This is a genomic window from Dietzia maris (assembly GCF_014144855.1).
Lineage (GTDB): Bacteria > Actinomycetota > Actinomycetes > Mycobacteriales > Mycobacteriaceae > Dietzia > Dietzia kunjamensis.
In genome coordinates this window covers 26,043-39,912 of the sequence record NZ_JAALDN010000480.1, presented here as the reverse complement: position 1 = coordinate 39,912, position 13,870 = coordinate 26,043, and the positions used below count along the sequence as shown (strand labels likewise).

Sequence of the window (13,870 nt, the reverse complement as noted above, 5' to 3'; positions counted from 1 at the left end):
ACGTCCGCACCCCGGGCCGCCAGGTCCTCGGCCACCGCGGACCCGATCCCGCGCGAGGATCCGGTGACGGCGTACGCCCGCCCGCCCAGGTGGAGCGCGGTCACTGCCGGCGGTCGTGGTCGGGTCCGCGGGCGGCGAGGGTCCGCTTGGCCCACCCGTAGTCCGTCTTGCTGCTGGGGTGCCGCTCCACCTTGTCGACGACCCAGAACGCGACCGGGATCTTGAACCCCGCCAGGGTCGCGCGCAGCGCCTCCTCCAGGGCCGCGAAGTCCCCGGTGTGGCCGTCATCCCACTGGAGCACCGCCCCGACCCGGTGGCCGAACCGCTCGTCCGTCACGCCCAGCGCCACGGCGTCCTGCACGCCCTCGGCTGCCTTGAGCGCCGACTCGACCTCCTCGGCGAAGATCTTCTCGCCACCGGAGTTGATCACCTGGCTGCCCCGGCCGAGCATGATGATCGTGTCCGGGCCGTCGTACCTGCCGCGATCGCCGGTGAAGACCCGCCGGGTCCCGGCGATCTCGCGGAACGTCTCCGCCGACTTGGCGGCGTCCTTGTAGTAGCCACTGGGCTGGTAGCCGGCCTTGACGATCCAGCCGATCTCGGTGGAGTCGTCGGGCAGCGGCTCGTCGAAGTCGTCCACCAGTTGCAGGCCGCTGCCCCGGGGGATGCGGGGGCCGTGGTCTGCGAACAGGGACCCGTCGTCGACGTTCGCCCTCGTCACGACTCCCAGCCCGCCGAAGCCGCTCTCGGAGGACCCGAACGCGTCCATGATCATGAGATCGGGGCGCAGCTCGAAGAGCTCGGCCTTGACCGATGGCGAGAACAGGGCGGCGCCGGAGCTGACCATGAACACACTCGAGGTGTCGGCACCGGTGCCGCGCATCCGTTCGAGCATCGGCCGCACCATGGCGTCGCCGGCGAGGACGACGATCTGGATCTTCTCGCTCTCGATCTCCTCGAGCACGTCGGGCGCCCGGAAGTGCGGCAGGTAGTGGCACGTGCCCCCGGAGACCAGGGCGGTGAACGAGGGCATGAGCCCGGAGGTGTGGATGAGCGGGAGCAGGACGAGGTAGCGCGCGGGGTCCCCGCCCAGGCCGGCACGGGACTGGTGGTACTCGTCGGGCACCGGCTCCCCGGTGTAGTAGTCGCTGCCCCCGCCGAGGCTGCGCCACAGGTCCTCCTGGCGCCACATCACGCCCTTCGGCTTGCCGGTGGTCCCGCCCGTGAAGACGAGGAAGAGGTCGTCCGCGATGCGTTCCACCGGCGCCCGGTCCGGCGAGGCCGCGGCGAGGAGTTCCCGGGCGTCGAGCGTGCCGGACGGCAGCTCCCCCGCCCCGGATCCGTCCTCGACCACGATGAGGTGACGCAGCCGCTCCGCGTCCCCGGCCGCACCCGCCACCGCCGGGGTGAACTCGCGATGGAAGACCAGGGCGCAGGAGTCGGAGTAGTCGTAGAGGTACCCCAGCTCGGATCCCGCGTAGCGGTAGTTGATGCTGACGGGCACGGCACGGAGTTTGAGGACGCCGAGGAACAGCGCGATGCAGTCCGCCCCGTTGCGCAGGTGGATCGCCACGTGATCGCCGGGCCCCACCCCCCGGGAGGCCAGCCCGTCCGCCCACCGGTTGGCCTCGGCCTCCAGGTCCGCGTAGGTGAGCCGGCGGTCGTCCTCCACCACCGCGAGCCGGTCGCGTCCGTACGCGTCAACCGCGTGCTCGAAGAGATCTGCCAGGGTGTGTGCCATTACGGGGTCCTCCGGGGCGGGCTACTCGGGTGGAGCGGACTCGTCGGGTGGGGTCGGTTCAGACGGGCGTGATGGGGAGCGGGGTGCGGGTGGGTCCGAAGGTGAACGCCGCGCCGGTGCTGATGCGGGTGACGGCGACCTCCTCGCCCTCCGTGGCCGGCTCGTCGCCCAACCGCAGGACCGCCTCCACGTGCGAGCCGTCCGTCGGGACTCGCTCCACGGTCCAGTGCGGGTCGACCGCCTGCGCGGCGGCGGCGAGGGGCCGGAGCCCGTCCCGGGCGAGCAGCGGGAGCCAGGTGTCGTCGGCGAACCCGTCGGCGGCGGTGTCCCAGCGGACCGTCAGCTCGGTACCGTCCGCGGACACCTCCGATGAGTAGCCGGTGTAAGCGGTGGGCCCGGCGAGAGGGTGCACGTCGAGTACCGCGGCGAGGCCGAGCGCGTCGGGGCCCACGCCCAGGACCTCGCGGATCCGTCCCGCCGCGACACCGGCGATGCCGGTGGCCTGGTAGGCGAGGAGCCGGTCCGCCGTCTCGGTGTCCGACCGACGCCGCACCGACTGGTGGAAACCGACGGCGAGCAGGTGCATCTGGAGATAGACCTCGCGGGTGATCCGGATGAGTGCGGCGGAGGTGAACTCGGTGAAGACCAGGTCGGTCAGCAGTGGTCCCGCGTAGTCGTCGCGCGGGCCCTCGCCGGTCGTGTCCCGGGGCGCCGGGGGGTCGAACCGGAAGTCGATGATCCGGCTGGACGCGGACTCGAGCGCGGGTCCGGGCACCGGGAACGGCTCGCCGTCCGGGTCGATCCGCACCCGCCAGTGGCAGTGCGGGGTGCGGCCCTCCGGGGCGCGGGGCGGGCGGTGGATGGGTTCGACGACCGCGAGCGGATTGGTGGCCAGCGCGGTGGCGGGAAAGGTGGGGTCCTCGATGTCGTGGCACATGGTGGTGACCAGCCGGTCCCCCATCGGCTCGACGTCCATGAGGGCTCCACAGTGGTCCAGCCAGAACTCACCGTTGTCGTGGTCGGTCACCGAGTACCGGAAGTCCATGAACTCCGGCGGGGCGCCCACGTCCAGTTGGAAGCCCTTGAAGATCTCGGCGACGCCGTCGCCGGTGATCGACAGCGCGTCCTTCATCCGGCGGGCGTAGTGGGGACTGGCGGCCTGCCATTCCTCGATCGCCACGTCCGTCGAGCACGGCCCGCGACTGGCCGGGGTACTCGTGGCCCCAGAACAGGGCGTTGGCCAGAAGCTTGGTCGTGGTCTCGTTACCGGCCACCACCATGAGGAACAGGAAGGACAGGATCTCGTCGTCGTCCAGCTTCTCGCCGTCGATCTCGGCGTCGAGCAGCGCGGAGGTGAGGTCCCCGGTCCGGGCGGTACGACGCTCGGCGACCATCCCCTGGTAGTAGGTGATGAGGTCGAGCGCGGCCACCATGGAGTCCTCCGGCACGTCCTGCACGCCCTCCTCGCGGTGCATGACGAGGTCGGCCAGCCGACGCAGTTCGGCCCGGTCGACCTCCGGTACGCCCATGAGATCCGAGATGACGTCCATGGGCAGCTTGCCCGCGTAGTCGTCGACGAAGTCGATGGTCTCCCCGTCGCGGGACCGGGCCAGGCACTCGTCCCAGTGCTGCCGCGAGATCCTCGAGATCCCCTCGGACAGGGCGTCCACGCGCCTGGAGGTGAACCCCTTGCTCACCAGCTTGCGCAGGCGGGCGTGGCGGGGATCGTCCATCGCGAGGAAGGACATCGTCTTGTAGGCGTGCGGCCCGTACGCGGCGGGGTCCAGCGAGACCCCCATGGCGTTGGAGAACACGTCCGGCGCGCGGAACGCCTCGCGGACGTCCGCGTGCCTGCTCAGCGCCCAGAAGTCGAGGTCCGGGTTGTTGTAGACGGGCGCCTCGGCGCGGAGACGGGCGTAGAACGGGTAGGGATCCTCGTGCACCGCGTAGTCGTACGGGCTGAACACGAGCGGAGCGGGCGTCGCGGTGGTCATCTCGGGCGTCACCTCAGGATCAGTCGTGCTGCGGATTCGATCGCGTCTGCCATGTCCGAGTAGGAGCCGTAGCCCATGCCCGCCCGGACGAGTGCCCCGGCGTAGACCATCTCCAGCGCCTGGACCACCTCGTCGTCGTTCCGCTCCCCCAACGCCGCCACGAGGCGACGTCGGATATCGGCGCCGATCCGTACCCGCAGGTGGGATACCTCGGGGTCGTCGCCCAACAGGGCGGCGGTGACGGCCGACGACAGTTCCGGCTCGTCGGCGAGGAGGAGCGCGACGTCGCGCAACACGGCGACCACCCGGTCGGCGGCGGAGCCACCGTCGGCGGCCTCGGTCACGTGGTCGTCCAGACGGCGCCAGAACACCTCCGCGATGAGGTGGCCCTTGGAGGAGAAGTACGTGTAGGCGGTCGCCGGTGCGACGCCGGCCCTGGCGGCCACGGCACGGACGGCCAGGCCTCCCGGACCCTTCTCCCGCAGCACCTCGACCGCCGCGCTGGTCAGGCGGTCGACGGTCTCGGCCTGCTGGCCGTTGAGCCTGCGCCGCGTCGATTCGAACCGAAGATCACTGGACATGTGTCTGGACAGTACACCACCGTCCGGACTATCGTCTAGACAGCTGTCCAGCCACTCTGGATCGATCCACCTCGGCATCGATCCACCGCTGAATCGACCCACCACGACGGAAGGCTCCGAAGTGACGACGAGCATCGCCGACACCGCCCCCCTGCTGATCGGCGGTGAGCTGCGACCCGCGACCGGGGGCGCCACGTTCGACGTCCTCAACCCGGCCACCGAGGAGGTCATCGGCCGGGCCGCCGACGCCGGGCGCGAGGACATGGACGCGGCCATCGCCGCCGCGCGCACCGCGTTCGACACCACCGACTGGTCCTGGGACCACGCGTTCCGTGCGCGGTGCCTGCGCCAGCTCCGCGACGCACTTCAGGGACACATCGAGGAGCTGCGGGCACTGACCATCGCCGAGGTCGGCGCGCCCCACATGTTCACGACCGGCCCCCAGCTGGAGGGGCCCGTCGCGGACCTGGGCTGGCTCGCCGACCTGGTGGAGGCCTACGAGTGGGTCACCGAGCTAGGGGAGTCCGAGATCATGGGCGTGCGCTCCAACCGCTCGACCCGGCCCGAGGCGATCGGCGTCGTCGGGGCCATCACCCCGTGGAACTTCCCCAACCAGATCAACTTCGCCAAGATCGGCCCCGCGCTGGCCGCCGGCTGCACCGTGGTGCTCAAGCCCGCCCCCGACACCCCGCTCATCGCCGCGGCCGTGGCCCGGATCGCCGCCGAGGAGACGGACATCCCCGCCGGCGTACTCAACGTGGTGTCGTCGTCCGACCACGGCCTCGGCGAACAGCTGACCACCGATCCTCGCGTCGACCTGGTCTCCTTCACCGGATCCACCGCGACCGGCAAGAAGATCATGGCCGCCGCCGCCGAGACGCTGAAGAAGGTCTTCCTCGAACTCGGCGGCAAGTCCGCCGCGGTCGTGCTGGACGACGCCGACCTGAACTCGGCGTGCTTCATGACCGCCCTCAACGCGTGTACGCACGCCGGCCAGGGTTGTGCGCTGACCACCCGCCTCGTCGTGCCCCGCGAGAGGTACGACGAGGCGGTCGAGGCGGCCAAGGGCGCCATGGCGGCATTCGCCCCGAAGGACCCCAACGACCCGGGTGCCTTCTGCGGCCCGGTCATCTCCGCGGTCCAGCGCGAGCGCATCGAGGGCTACATCGCCCTGGCGCGCCAGGAGGGCGGGACCATCGAGATCGGCGGCGGTCGCCCCACCGGCGAGGGCATGGAGCGCGGGTTCTGGGTGGAGCCGACCCTCATCTCCGGTCTCGACAACTCGGCACGCGTGGCGCAGGAGGAGATCTTCGGCCCCGTCCTGGTGGTCATCCCCCACGATGGCGACTCCGATGCGATCCGGATCGCCAACGACTCCCCGTACGGCCTGTCCGGAGCCGTGTGGGGCACCGACCCCGAGCGGATCGAGAAGGTCGTGGCCGGCATTCGCACCGGCACCCTCGGCGTCAACGGCGGCCAGTGGTACGGCGCCGACGTGCCCTTCGGCGGGTACAAGCAGTCCGGCATCGGCCGCGAGAGGGGCCGCGAGGGCTTCGAGGAGTACCTCGAGATCAAGTCCGTGGCCACCCCGGCCTGAGGCCCCGGACAGCCCCGGACAGCCCCGGAGAGCCCGGGCACCCGGCACCACTGGCCCGGCACCTGGCCCCACACCACTCACCAGCACCACCCCATCCAGCATCACCCCACCCAACACCACCACGCCGACAGGAAGAGACACACACGACATGGGACGTTTCGACGGTAGGACCGCCATCGTGACCGGAGCCGCCGGCGGCATCGGCGAGGAGTACGCCAAGGTCCTCGCGGCCGAGGGCGCGAACGTGGTGGTCGCCGACGTGTCGACCGAGAACGGGGAGCGCGTCGCCGCGGACATCGTCGCCGCGGGCGGCCGGGCGGTCTTCCAGCACACGGACGTCTCCGACCCCGACTCGGCCAACGCCTGCGCCGAGGCCGCGGTCGAGGAGTTCGGCCGCCTGGACATCCTGGTCAACAACGCCGCGATCTTCGGCGGCATGAAGCTCGACTTCCTCATCACCGTGCCGTGGGACTACTACGAGAAGTTCATGTCGGTGAACCTCAACGGTCAGCTGCTCATGGTCCGCGCCTGCTGGGAGAAGATGGCCGCCGCCGGCGGTGGCGCGATCGTCAACCAGTCCTCCACCGCGGCGTGGCTGTACTCGGGCTTCTACGGCCTGGCCAAGGTCGGCGTCAACGGCCTCACCCAGCAGCTCGCCACCGAGCTGGGCGGCTCGAACATCCGCATCAACGCCATCGCTCCCGGGCCGATCGACACCGAGGCCAACCGCTCCTCGACCCCGCAGTCGATCGTCAAGGAGATGGTCGACAAGCTGCCCATCAAGCGCATGGGTCAGCCGGAGGACCTGGTGGGGATGCTGCTGTTCCTGCTGTCGGACGAGGCGTCGTGGATCACCGGGCAGATCTTCAACGTCGACGGCGGACAGATCATCCGGTCATGAGCGGGCATCCGATCACGAGCGACCCGGCCCCGGCCCCCGAACAGAAGCCCGCCCTGCGGATCGGCCCCGGCGGTCCCGGCGACTCCCCCGCGCCGGTCGGGTTCATCGGCCTGGGCAACATGGGTGCGCCGATCGCGAATCGCCTCCTGGCCTGGCCGGGCGGGCTCGTGGTGTGCGACGTGCGCCCGGAGGCGACCGAGCCGTTCGTCGCCGAGGGCGCAACCGCCGCCGCCACCGGTGCCGAGGTCGCCCGCACGGCGCGCCTGGTGTCGGTGACGGTGCTGGACGACGCCCAGGTGCGTGACGTCGTCGACGGACCCGAGGGGATCCTGCGCACCGCCGCACCGGGGACCGTGATCGCGGTCCACTCCACCATCGCCGACTCGACGGCTGTTGAGCTGGCCGAGGTGTGTGCGGCCGCCGGGGTCCACCTGGTGGACGCGCCGGTGTCGGGTGGCGCGCAGGGGGCGGAATCGGGTCAGCTCGCCGTGATGGTCGGTGCGCCGCGCGAGGTCTACGAGGCGTGCAAGCCGGTGTTCGCGCTGTGGGCGGGCATGCCCGTGCACGCCGGGGAAGTGGGTGCGGGCACGCGGATGAAGCTGGCCCGCAACCTCCTGCACTTCATCTCGTTCACCGCCACCGCCGAGGCCTCCCGGCTGGCCGAGGCCGCGGGCATCGACATCACCAAGCTGGGCCGGGTGGTCCGCCACACCGACGCCATCACCGGCGGCGCCGGGGCCGTGATGCTGCGGGACTCCACCGCGCCGATCGCGGCCGACGACTTCTGGCACGGCGTGTTCACCCACGTCCGCGGCCTGGGCGAGAAGGACCTGTCCCTCGCCCTGGGCCTGGCCGACCGGCTGGGCGTGGACCTGCCCCTGGGCACCATCGCGCTGCGCGACCTGGGCACCGGGTTCGGTGTCGGGCCGGGTGAGCTCGCCCGCCGCGCGGACGTCCGCGCGTCCGACGGCGTGTCCGGCGATGCGGGCGGGACCGGACGAGACCACGACGACGAGGAGAACCGATGAGCGACGCCGCGGACGCCGGGATGAGCCCGGAGCGCGAGCACGGTCTGGCCATGATGACCGAGGTGTACGGCTTCGAGATGTCCGACGGGCCGGGTGATTATTTCGCCGAGACCGCGGACCACCTGTTCGGCAGGATCTGGTCCCGCCCGGGCCTGAGTCACCGCGATCGCCGGTTGCTGCTCCTGGGGGCGCTGACGGCCCAGGGCAACACCGACATCGCGGACATCCAGGTGGGGGCGGCGTTGGGGAAGGACGAGCTGACGCCCGAGGAACTGGAGGAGATCGTGGTGTTCCTCTGCTACTACGCGGGCTGGCCCAACGGGACCAAACTCGGCAACGTGGTGGGCCCGCACGTGGCGCGTGCCCGCAAGGCCGCCCGCCGCGCCGAGAGCTGAGGGGCGGGCGCTAGGTTGAAACCCATGACCGCACCCGAGATCGAACCCGCGCTGCTCGCCGTAGCGCTCGCCGCCCCCGGCTTCATGCCGCTGGAGGAGGGCATCACCCTGTACGACATCGCCTGCGAGTTCCTGGGCGACGGTGTGGGAGTGGAGATCGGCACCTACTGTGGCCGCTCTACCGTGTTCCTCGGCGCGGCCGCCCGCGTGACCGGCGGCAGCATCGTCACCGTCGACCACCATCGGGGCTCCGAGGAGCACCAGCCCGGCTGGGAATACCACGACACCTCGCTGGTGGACCCGCACACCGGCCGCCTGGAGACCCTCGGCGCGTTCCGCCACACCATGTGGGACGCCCGACTCGATGACGTGGTGACCGCCGCGGTGGGCACGTCGACCCAGGTGGCCCGCGTCTGGGGCAAGCCCGCGTCGTTCGTCTTCATCGACGGAGGCCACTCCTCCGAGGCGGCGCAGGCCGACTATGAGGGCTGGGCACCATGGGTCGAGATCGGCGGGGCGCTGCTGATCCACGACGTGTTCCCGAACCCGGAGGACGGCGGCCGTCCCCCGTACGAGATCTATTGCCGCGCGCTCGAGTCGGGCCAGTTCACCGAGGTCCGGGCCGTGGACTCGCTGCGCGTGCTGCGCCGCGACTCCGGCGAGATCGGCGCGCCGATGCCCTGAGCCCCGCACGCCCCTTGACCCGCACCTCCAAGGATCCGCTACCCGGAACTCGGATCCGCTATTCCGATACGAGTAGCGGATCCCGATTCGGAGTAGCGGATTTCGTGGTTCGCGGAGAGCCGGGGCGGGGCAGCGGCGGGGCGGGTCACACCGCCCAGCGACCGCCGGCGCTCCACGGGTCGCCGGGTGAGGGCCGGCCGCGCCGTGAGTGCAGGAACCGCCCCACCACGGCTGCGCCCAGGTCGTCGACGTCCGGCGCCACCACCGTGCCGTCGACCCTCCGGGCCAGCGCGTCGAGGAACCGGGACAGACCCGGGTCGTCGCCCAGCCGGAAGAAGGTCGTCTGCGCCCCGGTGCGGGCGACCCGGTCCAACTCGTCGACGGTGATCCGGATGGTGTCGGGGTCCGGCGGGTAGGCGAACCACGGCTCCCCGCCGCTGAGCAGGTGGGCGGTGGGTTCGCCGTCGGTGACGATGAGCAACACCGGCTGCATCGTCGGGTGCTCACGGAAATACCGCCCGGCGAGCAGGAGCGCATGATGCAGGTTCGTGCCGGCCTCGTACTGCGCGTCCAGGGAGAGCAGGTCCTCCACTGTCCGGGTCTGGGCGAAGCGGCCGAACGAGATGAGCTGCAGCCGGTCCTGCCGGAAACGGGTGCTCACCAGGTGGTGGAGGGCCAGGGCCGTACGCTTCATCGGGACCCACCGCCCCTCCATGGCCATGGAGAACGACGTGTCCACCAGCAGCGCCACTGCGGCCTGGGTCCGCGCCTCGGTCTCCCTGACCTCGATGTCCTCGGGCAGGAGCCGGATCCCCGCACCCGTCTCGCCCCCCTCCGCGGCGATCCGGGAGATCGCATTGCCCACGGTCCTCGGCACGTCCCAGGACTCGACGTCACCGAACTCCCAGGCCCGGCTCGACCCCGTCTGCTCCCCCGCGGCCCCCGACAGCCTGGTCTCGCGCGCGCCGGTCCGGCCGGACAACCGCTGCGCGGCGTCGCGGAGCAGTGACCTCCCGAGTTTGCGCAGCGCGGCCGGGGAGAGTCGGAGGTCCCCGTCCGGTCGGCGACTGAGGTAGCCGGACTCACGCATCTGCTGTTCGAGCCGCGACAGCGTCTGCACGGACACCGCCGCCTCGCGACCGAGATGGCGGGCCACCGCCTCCAGGTCGAGTTCGGACAGCGGGGACCTGTCGCTCCGGGAGAGCTGTTCGGCCAGCCGGTCGAGGTCCCCGAGTTCGGCCATGGCCGCGGTCCCCTCGGACATCCCCAACCCCTCGGAGCCCTCGAAGTCCTCCGAGCCGTCCCAGTCCTCGCCCGGACGCAGGGACTGCAGCAGCCCGTCCAACCGGCCCAGCTGCTCCATCAACTCGGGCGAACCGAACGCCTGCTGCGACAGGGCCATGAGCTCCTCCCGCTGCTCCGGCGTCATCGAGCGCATCATCCGCTGGGCCGCGGCCGCCCGCGCGGCGAGGGTGTCGATCAACTCCTCGACGTCCTTCGGCTGCTCCGGGAACGCGTCGGAGTGCTTGTCCATGAACTCCCGGAAGTCCTCGGGGGTGTCCTCACCGCGGGCGTGCTTGTCGAGCAGTTCGGTCAGGTCCGACAGCATCTCCGACACCGCCGCCCGGTCGGCGTCGGTCGCGTTCTCCAGCGCCTGTTTCATCCCGGCGAATCGGGCGTCGAGCACCTCGGCGCCCATGAGGTCCTGGATGCGGCGGTACGCCTCGCGGGCGTCGGACGAGGCCCAGTCGTAGTCCTTGAGTTCCCCGACCGCGGCGGCCGGCGAGTCCGGCAGGTTCTCGATGGTCATCTCCCGCAGGGTGCGGTCCATCGGATCCATGGCGGTGTCGCGGGCGAGCTGTCCCCGCTCGGCGAGCAGCGCCTCGTCGAGCAGCCGGGAGACCTCCTCGAGGGTGCCGCCCAGGTGGTTCCGTTGCAGCAGTTCGCGGCGTCGACGCTGGATGCGTCCGGCCAGCTCGTCGAGGCCTGTCTGGTCGCGGCCGCCGGTGCGGAGGAACTCCCGCATGGACTGCTCCGGGGAGTACCCGGCCATGACGCCCTCGGAAACCGCGTCGAGCGCCTCGGACAGGTCGAGCGGGGGCGCGAGGGGGTCCGGCCCGCCGATGTAGCGCCCGTAGCGGGCGCGGGGCTCTGGTCGCGACATCGCGCACCTCCTGCTCCGGCGGCGCACGGCAGCCGCCGATGGTGTCAGCCGTAGACGGCGGCGCCGTCCCCGGTCTCCTTGGACAGACGCCGTGAGAGGTAGAGCCCCTCCAGCGCCAGTTCGATCCCGCCGGCCCGCTGGCCGACGTTGGACGCCCCGACCCTGTCGGCGATCTCATCGTAGAGCCCCGGTTCGGACAGCTCGGGCAGGGCTGCGAGGAATTCGGCGGCGGTGACGCTCGCGCCGGTCGTGAGGGTCACCGACCCGTCGAACGCGTCGACCAGCGGGGTCATGTCGATCCCCCGGAACAGTCCGCGGACGACGTCCACCGTGGCGATGCGCAGCAGGTACCGCAGGATCTCGGTCTCGCGCCCCTCCTCGCCGGGCTCGAACTCGATCTTGCCGCGCAGGACCTCGACGGCGGCGTCCACGTCGACGAGCCGTGCCACGGACTCACCCGGGTCGTCGGCACCCCGCACGGCCGCCCGCCGTCGGGCCGCCGCCGCGACGGTCTCCGCGCCGGCGATGGCGAAGCGGGCGGAGACGCCGGAGGCCTGGTTGATCGAGTCGGAGGTGCGCAGCTCGCGCGTGAACCGGGCGAGCAGTTCCATCAGCGGGTCCGGCACCTCGGCGGTCAGCTCGGCTTCCTGCCGCACGACCTCGATCTCGTCGGCCAGGTCGAGCGGGTAATGGGTCCGGATCTCGGCGCCGAACCGGTCCTTGAGCGGAGTGATGATCCGACCGCGGTTGGTGTAGTCCTCCGGGTTGGCCGAGGCCACCACCAGCACGTCCAGCGGCAGGCGCAGGACGTAGCCTCGGATCTGGACGTCCCGCTCCTCCATGACGTTGAGCAACGCCACCTGGATCCGCTCGGCCAGGTCGGGCAGCTCGTTGAGGGCCACGATCCCGCGGTTCGCACGCGGCACCAACCCGTAGTGGATGGTCTCCGGGTCACCCAGTCGGCGGCCCTCGGCCACCCTCATGGGATCGACGTCGCCGATCATGTCGGCGACGGAGGTGTCCGGGGTGGACAGTTTCTCCACGTAGCGCTCGTCACGGTGGCGCCACTGCACGGGCAGCGCATCGCCCTCACGGGCGATCCGCTCGCGCGTGGGTCCGGTGATCGGCGCGAGCGGGTCCTCACCCAACTCGGATCCGGCCACGACGGGCGACCACTCGTCCAGCAACCCGACGAGCGTGCGCAGCAGGCGGGTCTTGCCCTGACCGCGTTCGCCGAGGAGGACGATGTCGTGGCCGGCGATGATCGCCCGCTCGACCTGAGGGATCACCGTCGTGTCGAAGCCGTGCATGCCGGGCCACGGATCGCGTCCGGCGGCCAGGGCCGCGAGCAGGTTCTCGCGCAGCTCCTCCCGGAGGGTGCGGCTGGTGTATCCGGCGGCGCGCAGCTCGCCGAGAGTCTTGACGTTCGGCTTATCGCTCACACCGCCCACCGTAGCCCTGCGATGCCACTTCCGCTTCCGGCATAGGGTGGGCACCATGCGTGCAGTGCTGACCCTCGTCCTCAACATCATCTGGCTGCTGACCGCGGGCATCTGGCTGTTCCTCGGCTACGTGCTGGCCGGGATCCTCGCCTGCATCCTCATCATCACGATCCCGTTCGGGGTCGCGAGTTTCCGGATCGCCGCCTACGTGCTGTGGCCGTTCGGCCGGGAGGTCGTCGACCGGGGCCGTCCCGGCGGGGTGAGCACGGTCGCCAACGTCATCTGGTTCCTGGTGGCCGGACTGTGGCTGGCGATCGGCCACGTCGCCACGGCCGTCGCACAGGCCGTGACGATCATCGGCCTGCCCCTAGCGTGGGCCAACCTCAAGCTCATCCCGGTCACGTGCTTCCCGTTCGGCAAGGAGATCGTCCGCTCCGACCGGGCGGCGATGGTGCCGGTCGCCACCCGCTGACCGCCCGGTCGCCACCAGCTGACCACGCACCCCCGCACCGCGGCCGGGCCCGGTCAGTCCTCGATCGCCGGCTGGTGGTGGCTGGCGATCGACACCCGGTTGAAGGCGTTGATCAGCACGATCGTCCACTCGAGCGCCGAGAGCTGCTCGTCGGAGAAGTGGTCGGCGGCGGCTGCGATCGCGGCGGCACGTTCCTCGGCGTCGTCCAGCCGGGTCAGCGTCTCGGCCAGTCGTAGTGCCGCCCTCTCCTGGTCACCGAAGGCGTCGATCTCCCGCCACGCGGGCAGCAGGTCGAGCCGGTCCTGGGAGACCCCGGCCTTGCGGGCCGCCGGCACGTGGGTGGCCAGGCAGGCCGCGCAGCCGTTGAGCTGCGAGACGCGCACGTTGACCAGTTCGAGCAGCGACTCCTCCAGCCCGGCCTCGCCGGAGGCCTCCCGCGAGGCGACGGCGGTGCGGACGAACCGCTTGTAGACCTCGCGCTGGGTGCGGTCCAACTGCGGAACCCCCATGTCAGCCCTCCCCGCCGAATCGCGCCCGGTCGGCGTCCGTGGCCTCCCGGTACGCGCCGGCGAACTCGTCCGCGTTCTTGCCGAGGAAACCCTCCACCATCGAACACACCGGCACGATGGTGATCCCCTCCTCGCGCGTGGCCTCCACCGCGCCGCGCACGAGTGCGGTGCCGATGCCCCGGCCACCGAACTGCTCGTCGACCACGGTGTGGTGGAAGACGCGCTCGCCGGCGTGGTCGCGGAAATCGGCGTGGCCGGCGACCTCGCCGGAGGCGTCCCGGACCTCGAACGCCTCGGTGGAGTCGGCTCGGTCCACGGTCACGGTCGCGCCGGTCTTGTCAATGTACTCGGTCATCTGCGGT

The 13,870-nt window shown here is 71.3% G+C and carries 13 protein-coding genes; 6 read left to right on the top strand and 7 right to left on the bottom strand.

All coding sequences use genetic code 11. The annotated features are described in order from the left end of the window. Positions 1–100 precede the first annotated feature (100 nt). The 3 genes from G6024_RS14975 to G6024_RS14960 all read right to left on the bottom strand — a co-directional run bounded on the left by G6024_RS14975 (position 101) and on the right by G6024_RS14960 (position 4,316). Positions 101–1,741 carry an AMP-binding protein gene (locus tag G6024_RS14975; RefSeq protein WP_132063014.1) on the bottom strand — a complete coding sequence of 547 codons (1,641 nt, stop codon included), beginning with the start codon at positions 1,739–1,741 and terminating at the stop codon, positions 101–103. A gap of 1,004 nt (positions 1,742–2,745) precedes the next feature. Beyond that, positions 2,746–3,735 carry a cytochrome P450 family protein gene (locus G6024_RS14965; RefSeq protein ID WP_227022214.1) on the bottom strand — a complete coding sequence of 330 codons (990 nt, stop codon included), beginning with the start codon at positions 3,733–3,735 and terminating at the stop codon, positions 2,746–2,748. Between the two features lie 8 nt (positions 3,736–3,743). Next, a complete protein-coding gene (locus G6024_RS14960) occupies positions 3,744–4,316 on the bottom strand; it encodes a TetR/AcrR family transcriptional regulator (protein ID WP_119192167.1) in 573 nt (190 codons plus the stop codon). A gap of 121 nt (positions 4,317–4,437) precedes the next feature. On the opposite strand from G6024_RS14960, the gene G6024_RS14955 reads away from it, so the two are divergent. The 5 genes from G6024_RS14955 (at position 4,438) to G6024_RS14935 (ending at position 8,921) form a co-directional block, all read left to right on the top strand. After that, complete coding sequence (locus G6024_RS14955) at positions 4,438–5,913, top strand: aldehyde dehydrogenase (RefSeq protein WP_119192168.1); 1,476 nt, start codon at positions 4,438–4,440, stop codon at positions 5,911–5,913. A gap of 148 nt (positions 5,914–6,061) precedes the next feature. Then, a complete protein-coding gene (locus G6024_RS14950) occupies positions 6,062–6,814 on the top strand; it encodes an SDR family oxidoreductase (protein WP_159149069.1) in 753 nt (250 codons plus the stop codon). Beyond that, positions 6,811–7,842 carry an NAD(P)-dependent oxidoreductase gene (locus G6024_RS14945; protein ID WP_159149068.1) on the top strand — a complete coding sequence of 344 codons (1,032 nt, stop codon included), beginning with the start codon at positions 6,811–6,813 and terminating at the stop codon, positions 7,840–7,842. The genes G6024_RS14950 and G6024_RS14945 overlap by 4 nt, the downstream gene beginning before the upstream one ends. Continuing rightward, positions 7,839–8,237, top strand: coding sequence for a carboxymuconolactone decarboxylase family protein (locus G6024_RS14940; protein WP_235027930.1), 399 nt, complete (start codon positions 7,839–7,841; stop codon positions 8,235–8,237). The genes G6024_RS14945 and G6024_RS14940 overlap by 4 nt, the downstream gene beginning before the upstream one ends. Before the next feature lie 24 nt (positions 8,238–8,261). Continuing rightward, positions 8,262–8,921 (top strand): class I SAM-dependent methyltransferase, encoded by a 660-nt coding sequence (locus G6024_RS14935; protein WP_159149067.1) that lies wholly within the window; start codon positions 8,262–8,264, stop codon positions 8,919–8,921. A 145-nt stretch (positions 8,922–9,066) separates the two neighbouring features. On the opposite strand, the gene G6024_RS14930 is transcribed toward G6024_RS14935, so the two are convergent. Continuing rightward, positions 9,067–11,085 (bottom strand): vWA domain-containing protein, encoded by a 2,019-nt coding sequence (locus G6024_RS14930; RefSeq protein WP_069389552.1) that lies wholly within the window; start codon positions 11,083–11,085, stop codon positions 9,067–9,069. Between the two features lie 44 nt (positions 11,086–11,129). Next, the gene (locus G6024_RS14925; RefSeq protein ID WP_082923932.1) at positions 11,130–12,536 is read right to left on the bottom strand and encodes a sigma 54-interacting transcriptional regulator; all 1,407 of its coding nucleotides are present in this window, start codon (positions 12,534–12,536) and stop codon (positions 11,130–11,132) included. Positions 12,537–12,582: 46 nt separating this feature from the next. On the opposite strand from G6024_RS14925, the gene G6024_RS14920 reads away from it, so the two are divergent. Beyond that, complete coding sequence (locus G6024_RS14920; protein WP_069389572.1) at positions 12,583–12,999, top strand: YccF domain-containing protein; 417 nt, start codon at positions 12,583–12,585, stop codon at positions 12,997–12,999. Between the two features lie 53 nt (positions 13,000–13,052). On the opposite strand, the gene G6024_RS14915 is transcribed toward G6024_RS14920, so the two are convergent. Both G6024_RS14915 and G6024_RS14910 read right to left on the bottom strand, forming a co-directional pair. Further along, complete coding sequence (locus G6024_RS14915; RefSeq protein ID WP_069389553.1) at positions 13,053–13,508, bottom strand: carboxymuconolactone decarboxylase family protein; 456 nt, start codon at positions 13,506–13,508, stop codon at positions 13,053–13,055. A 1-nt stretch (position 13,509) separates the two neighbouring features. Further along, entirely contained in the window at positions 13,510–13,863 is a 354-nt protein-coding gene (locus G6024_RS14910) for a GNAT family N-acetyltransferase (RefSeq protein ID WP_159149066.1), read from the bottom strand. Positions 13,864–13,870: the final 7 nt, after the last annotated feature.

What these genes read in the sequence shown, in the direction of transcription:
- G6024_RS14975 (WP_132063014.1), bottom strand. Translation starts at nt 1,741, where the DNA reads ATGGCACACACCCTGGCAGATCTCTTCGAGCACGCGGTTGACGCGTAC.
- G6024_RS14965 (WP_227022214.1), bottom strand. Translation starts at nt 3,735, where the DNA reads ATGACCACCGCGACGCCCGCTCCGCTCGTGTTCAGCCCGTACGACTAC.
- G6024_RS14960 (WP_119192167.1), bottom strand. Translation starts at nt 4,316, where the DNA reads ATGTCCAGTGATCTTCGGTTCGAATCGACGCGGCGCAGGCTCAACGGC.
- G6024_RS14950 (WP_159149069.1), top strand. Translation starts at nt 6,062, where the DNA reads ATGGGACGTTTCGACGGTAGGACCGCCATCGTGACCGGAGCCGCCGGC.
- G6024_RS14945 (WP_159149068.1), top strand. Translation starts at nt 6,811, where the DNA reads ATGAGCGGGCATCCGATCACGAGCGACCCGGCCCCGGCCCCCGAACAG.
- G6024_RS14940 (WP_235027930.1), top strand. Translation starts at nt 7,839, where the DNA reads ATGAGCGACGCCGCGGACGCCGGGATGAGCCCGGAGCGCGAGCACGGT.
- G6024_RS14935 (WP_159149067.1), top strand. Translation starts at nt 8,262, where the DNA reads ATGACCGCACCCGAGATCGAACCCGCGCTGCTCGCCGTAGCGCTCGCC.
- G6024_RS14930 (WP_069389552.1), bottom strand. Translation starts at nt 11,085, where the DNA reads ATGTCGCGACCAGAGCCCCGCGCCCGCTACGGGCGCTACATCGGCGGG.
- G6024_RS14920 (WP_069389572.1), top strand. Translation starts at nt 12,583, where the DNA reads ATGCGTGCAGTGCTGACCCTCGTCCTCAACATCATCTGGCTGCTGACC.
- G6024_RS14915 (WP_069389553.1), bottom strand. Translation starts at nt 13,508, where the DNA reads ATGGGGGTTCCGCAGTTGGACCGCACCCAGCGCGAGGTCTACAAGCGG.
- G6024_RS14910 (WP_159149066.1), bottom strand. Translation starts at nt 13,863, where the DNA reads ATGACCGAGTACATTGACAAGACCGGCGCGACCGTGACCGTGGACCGA.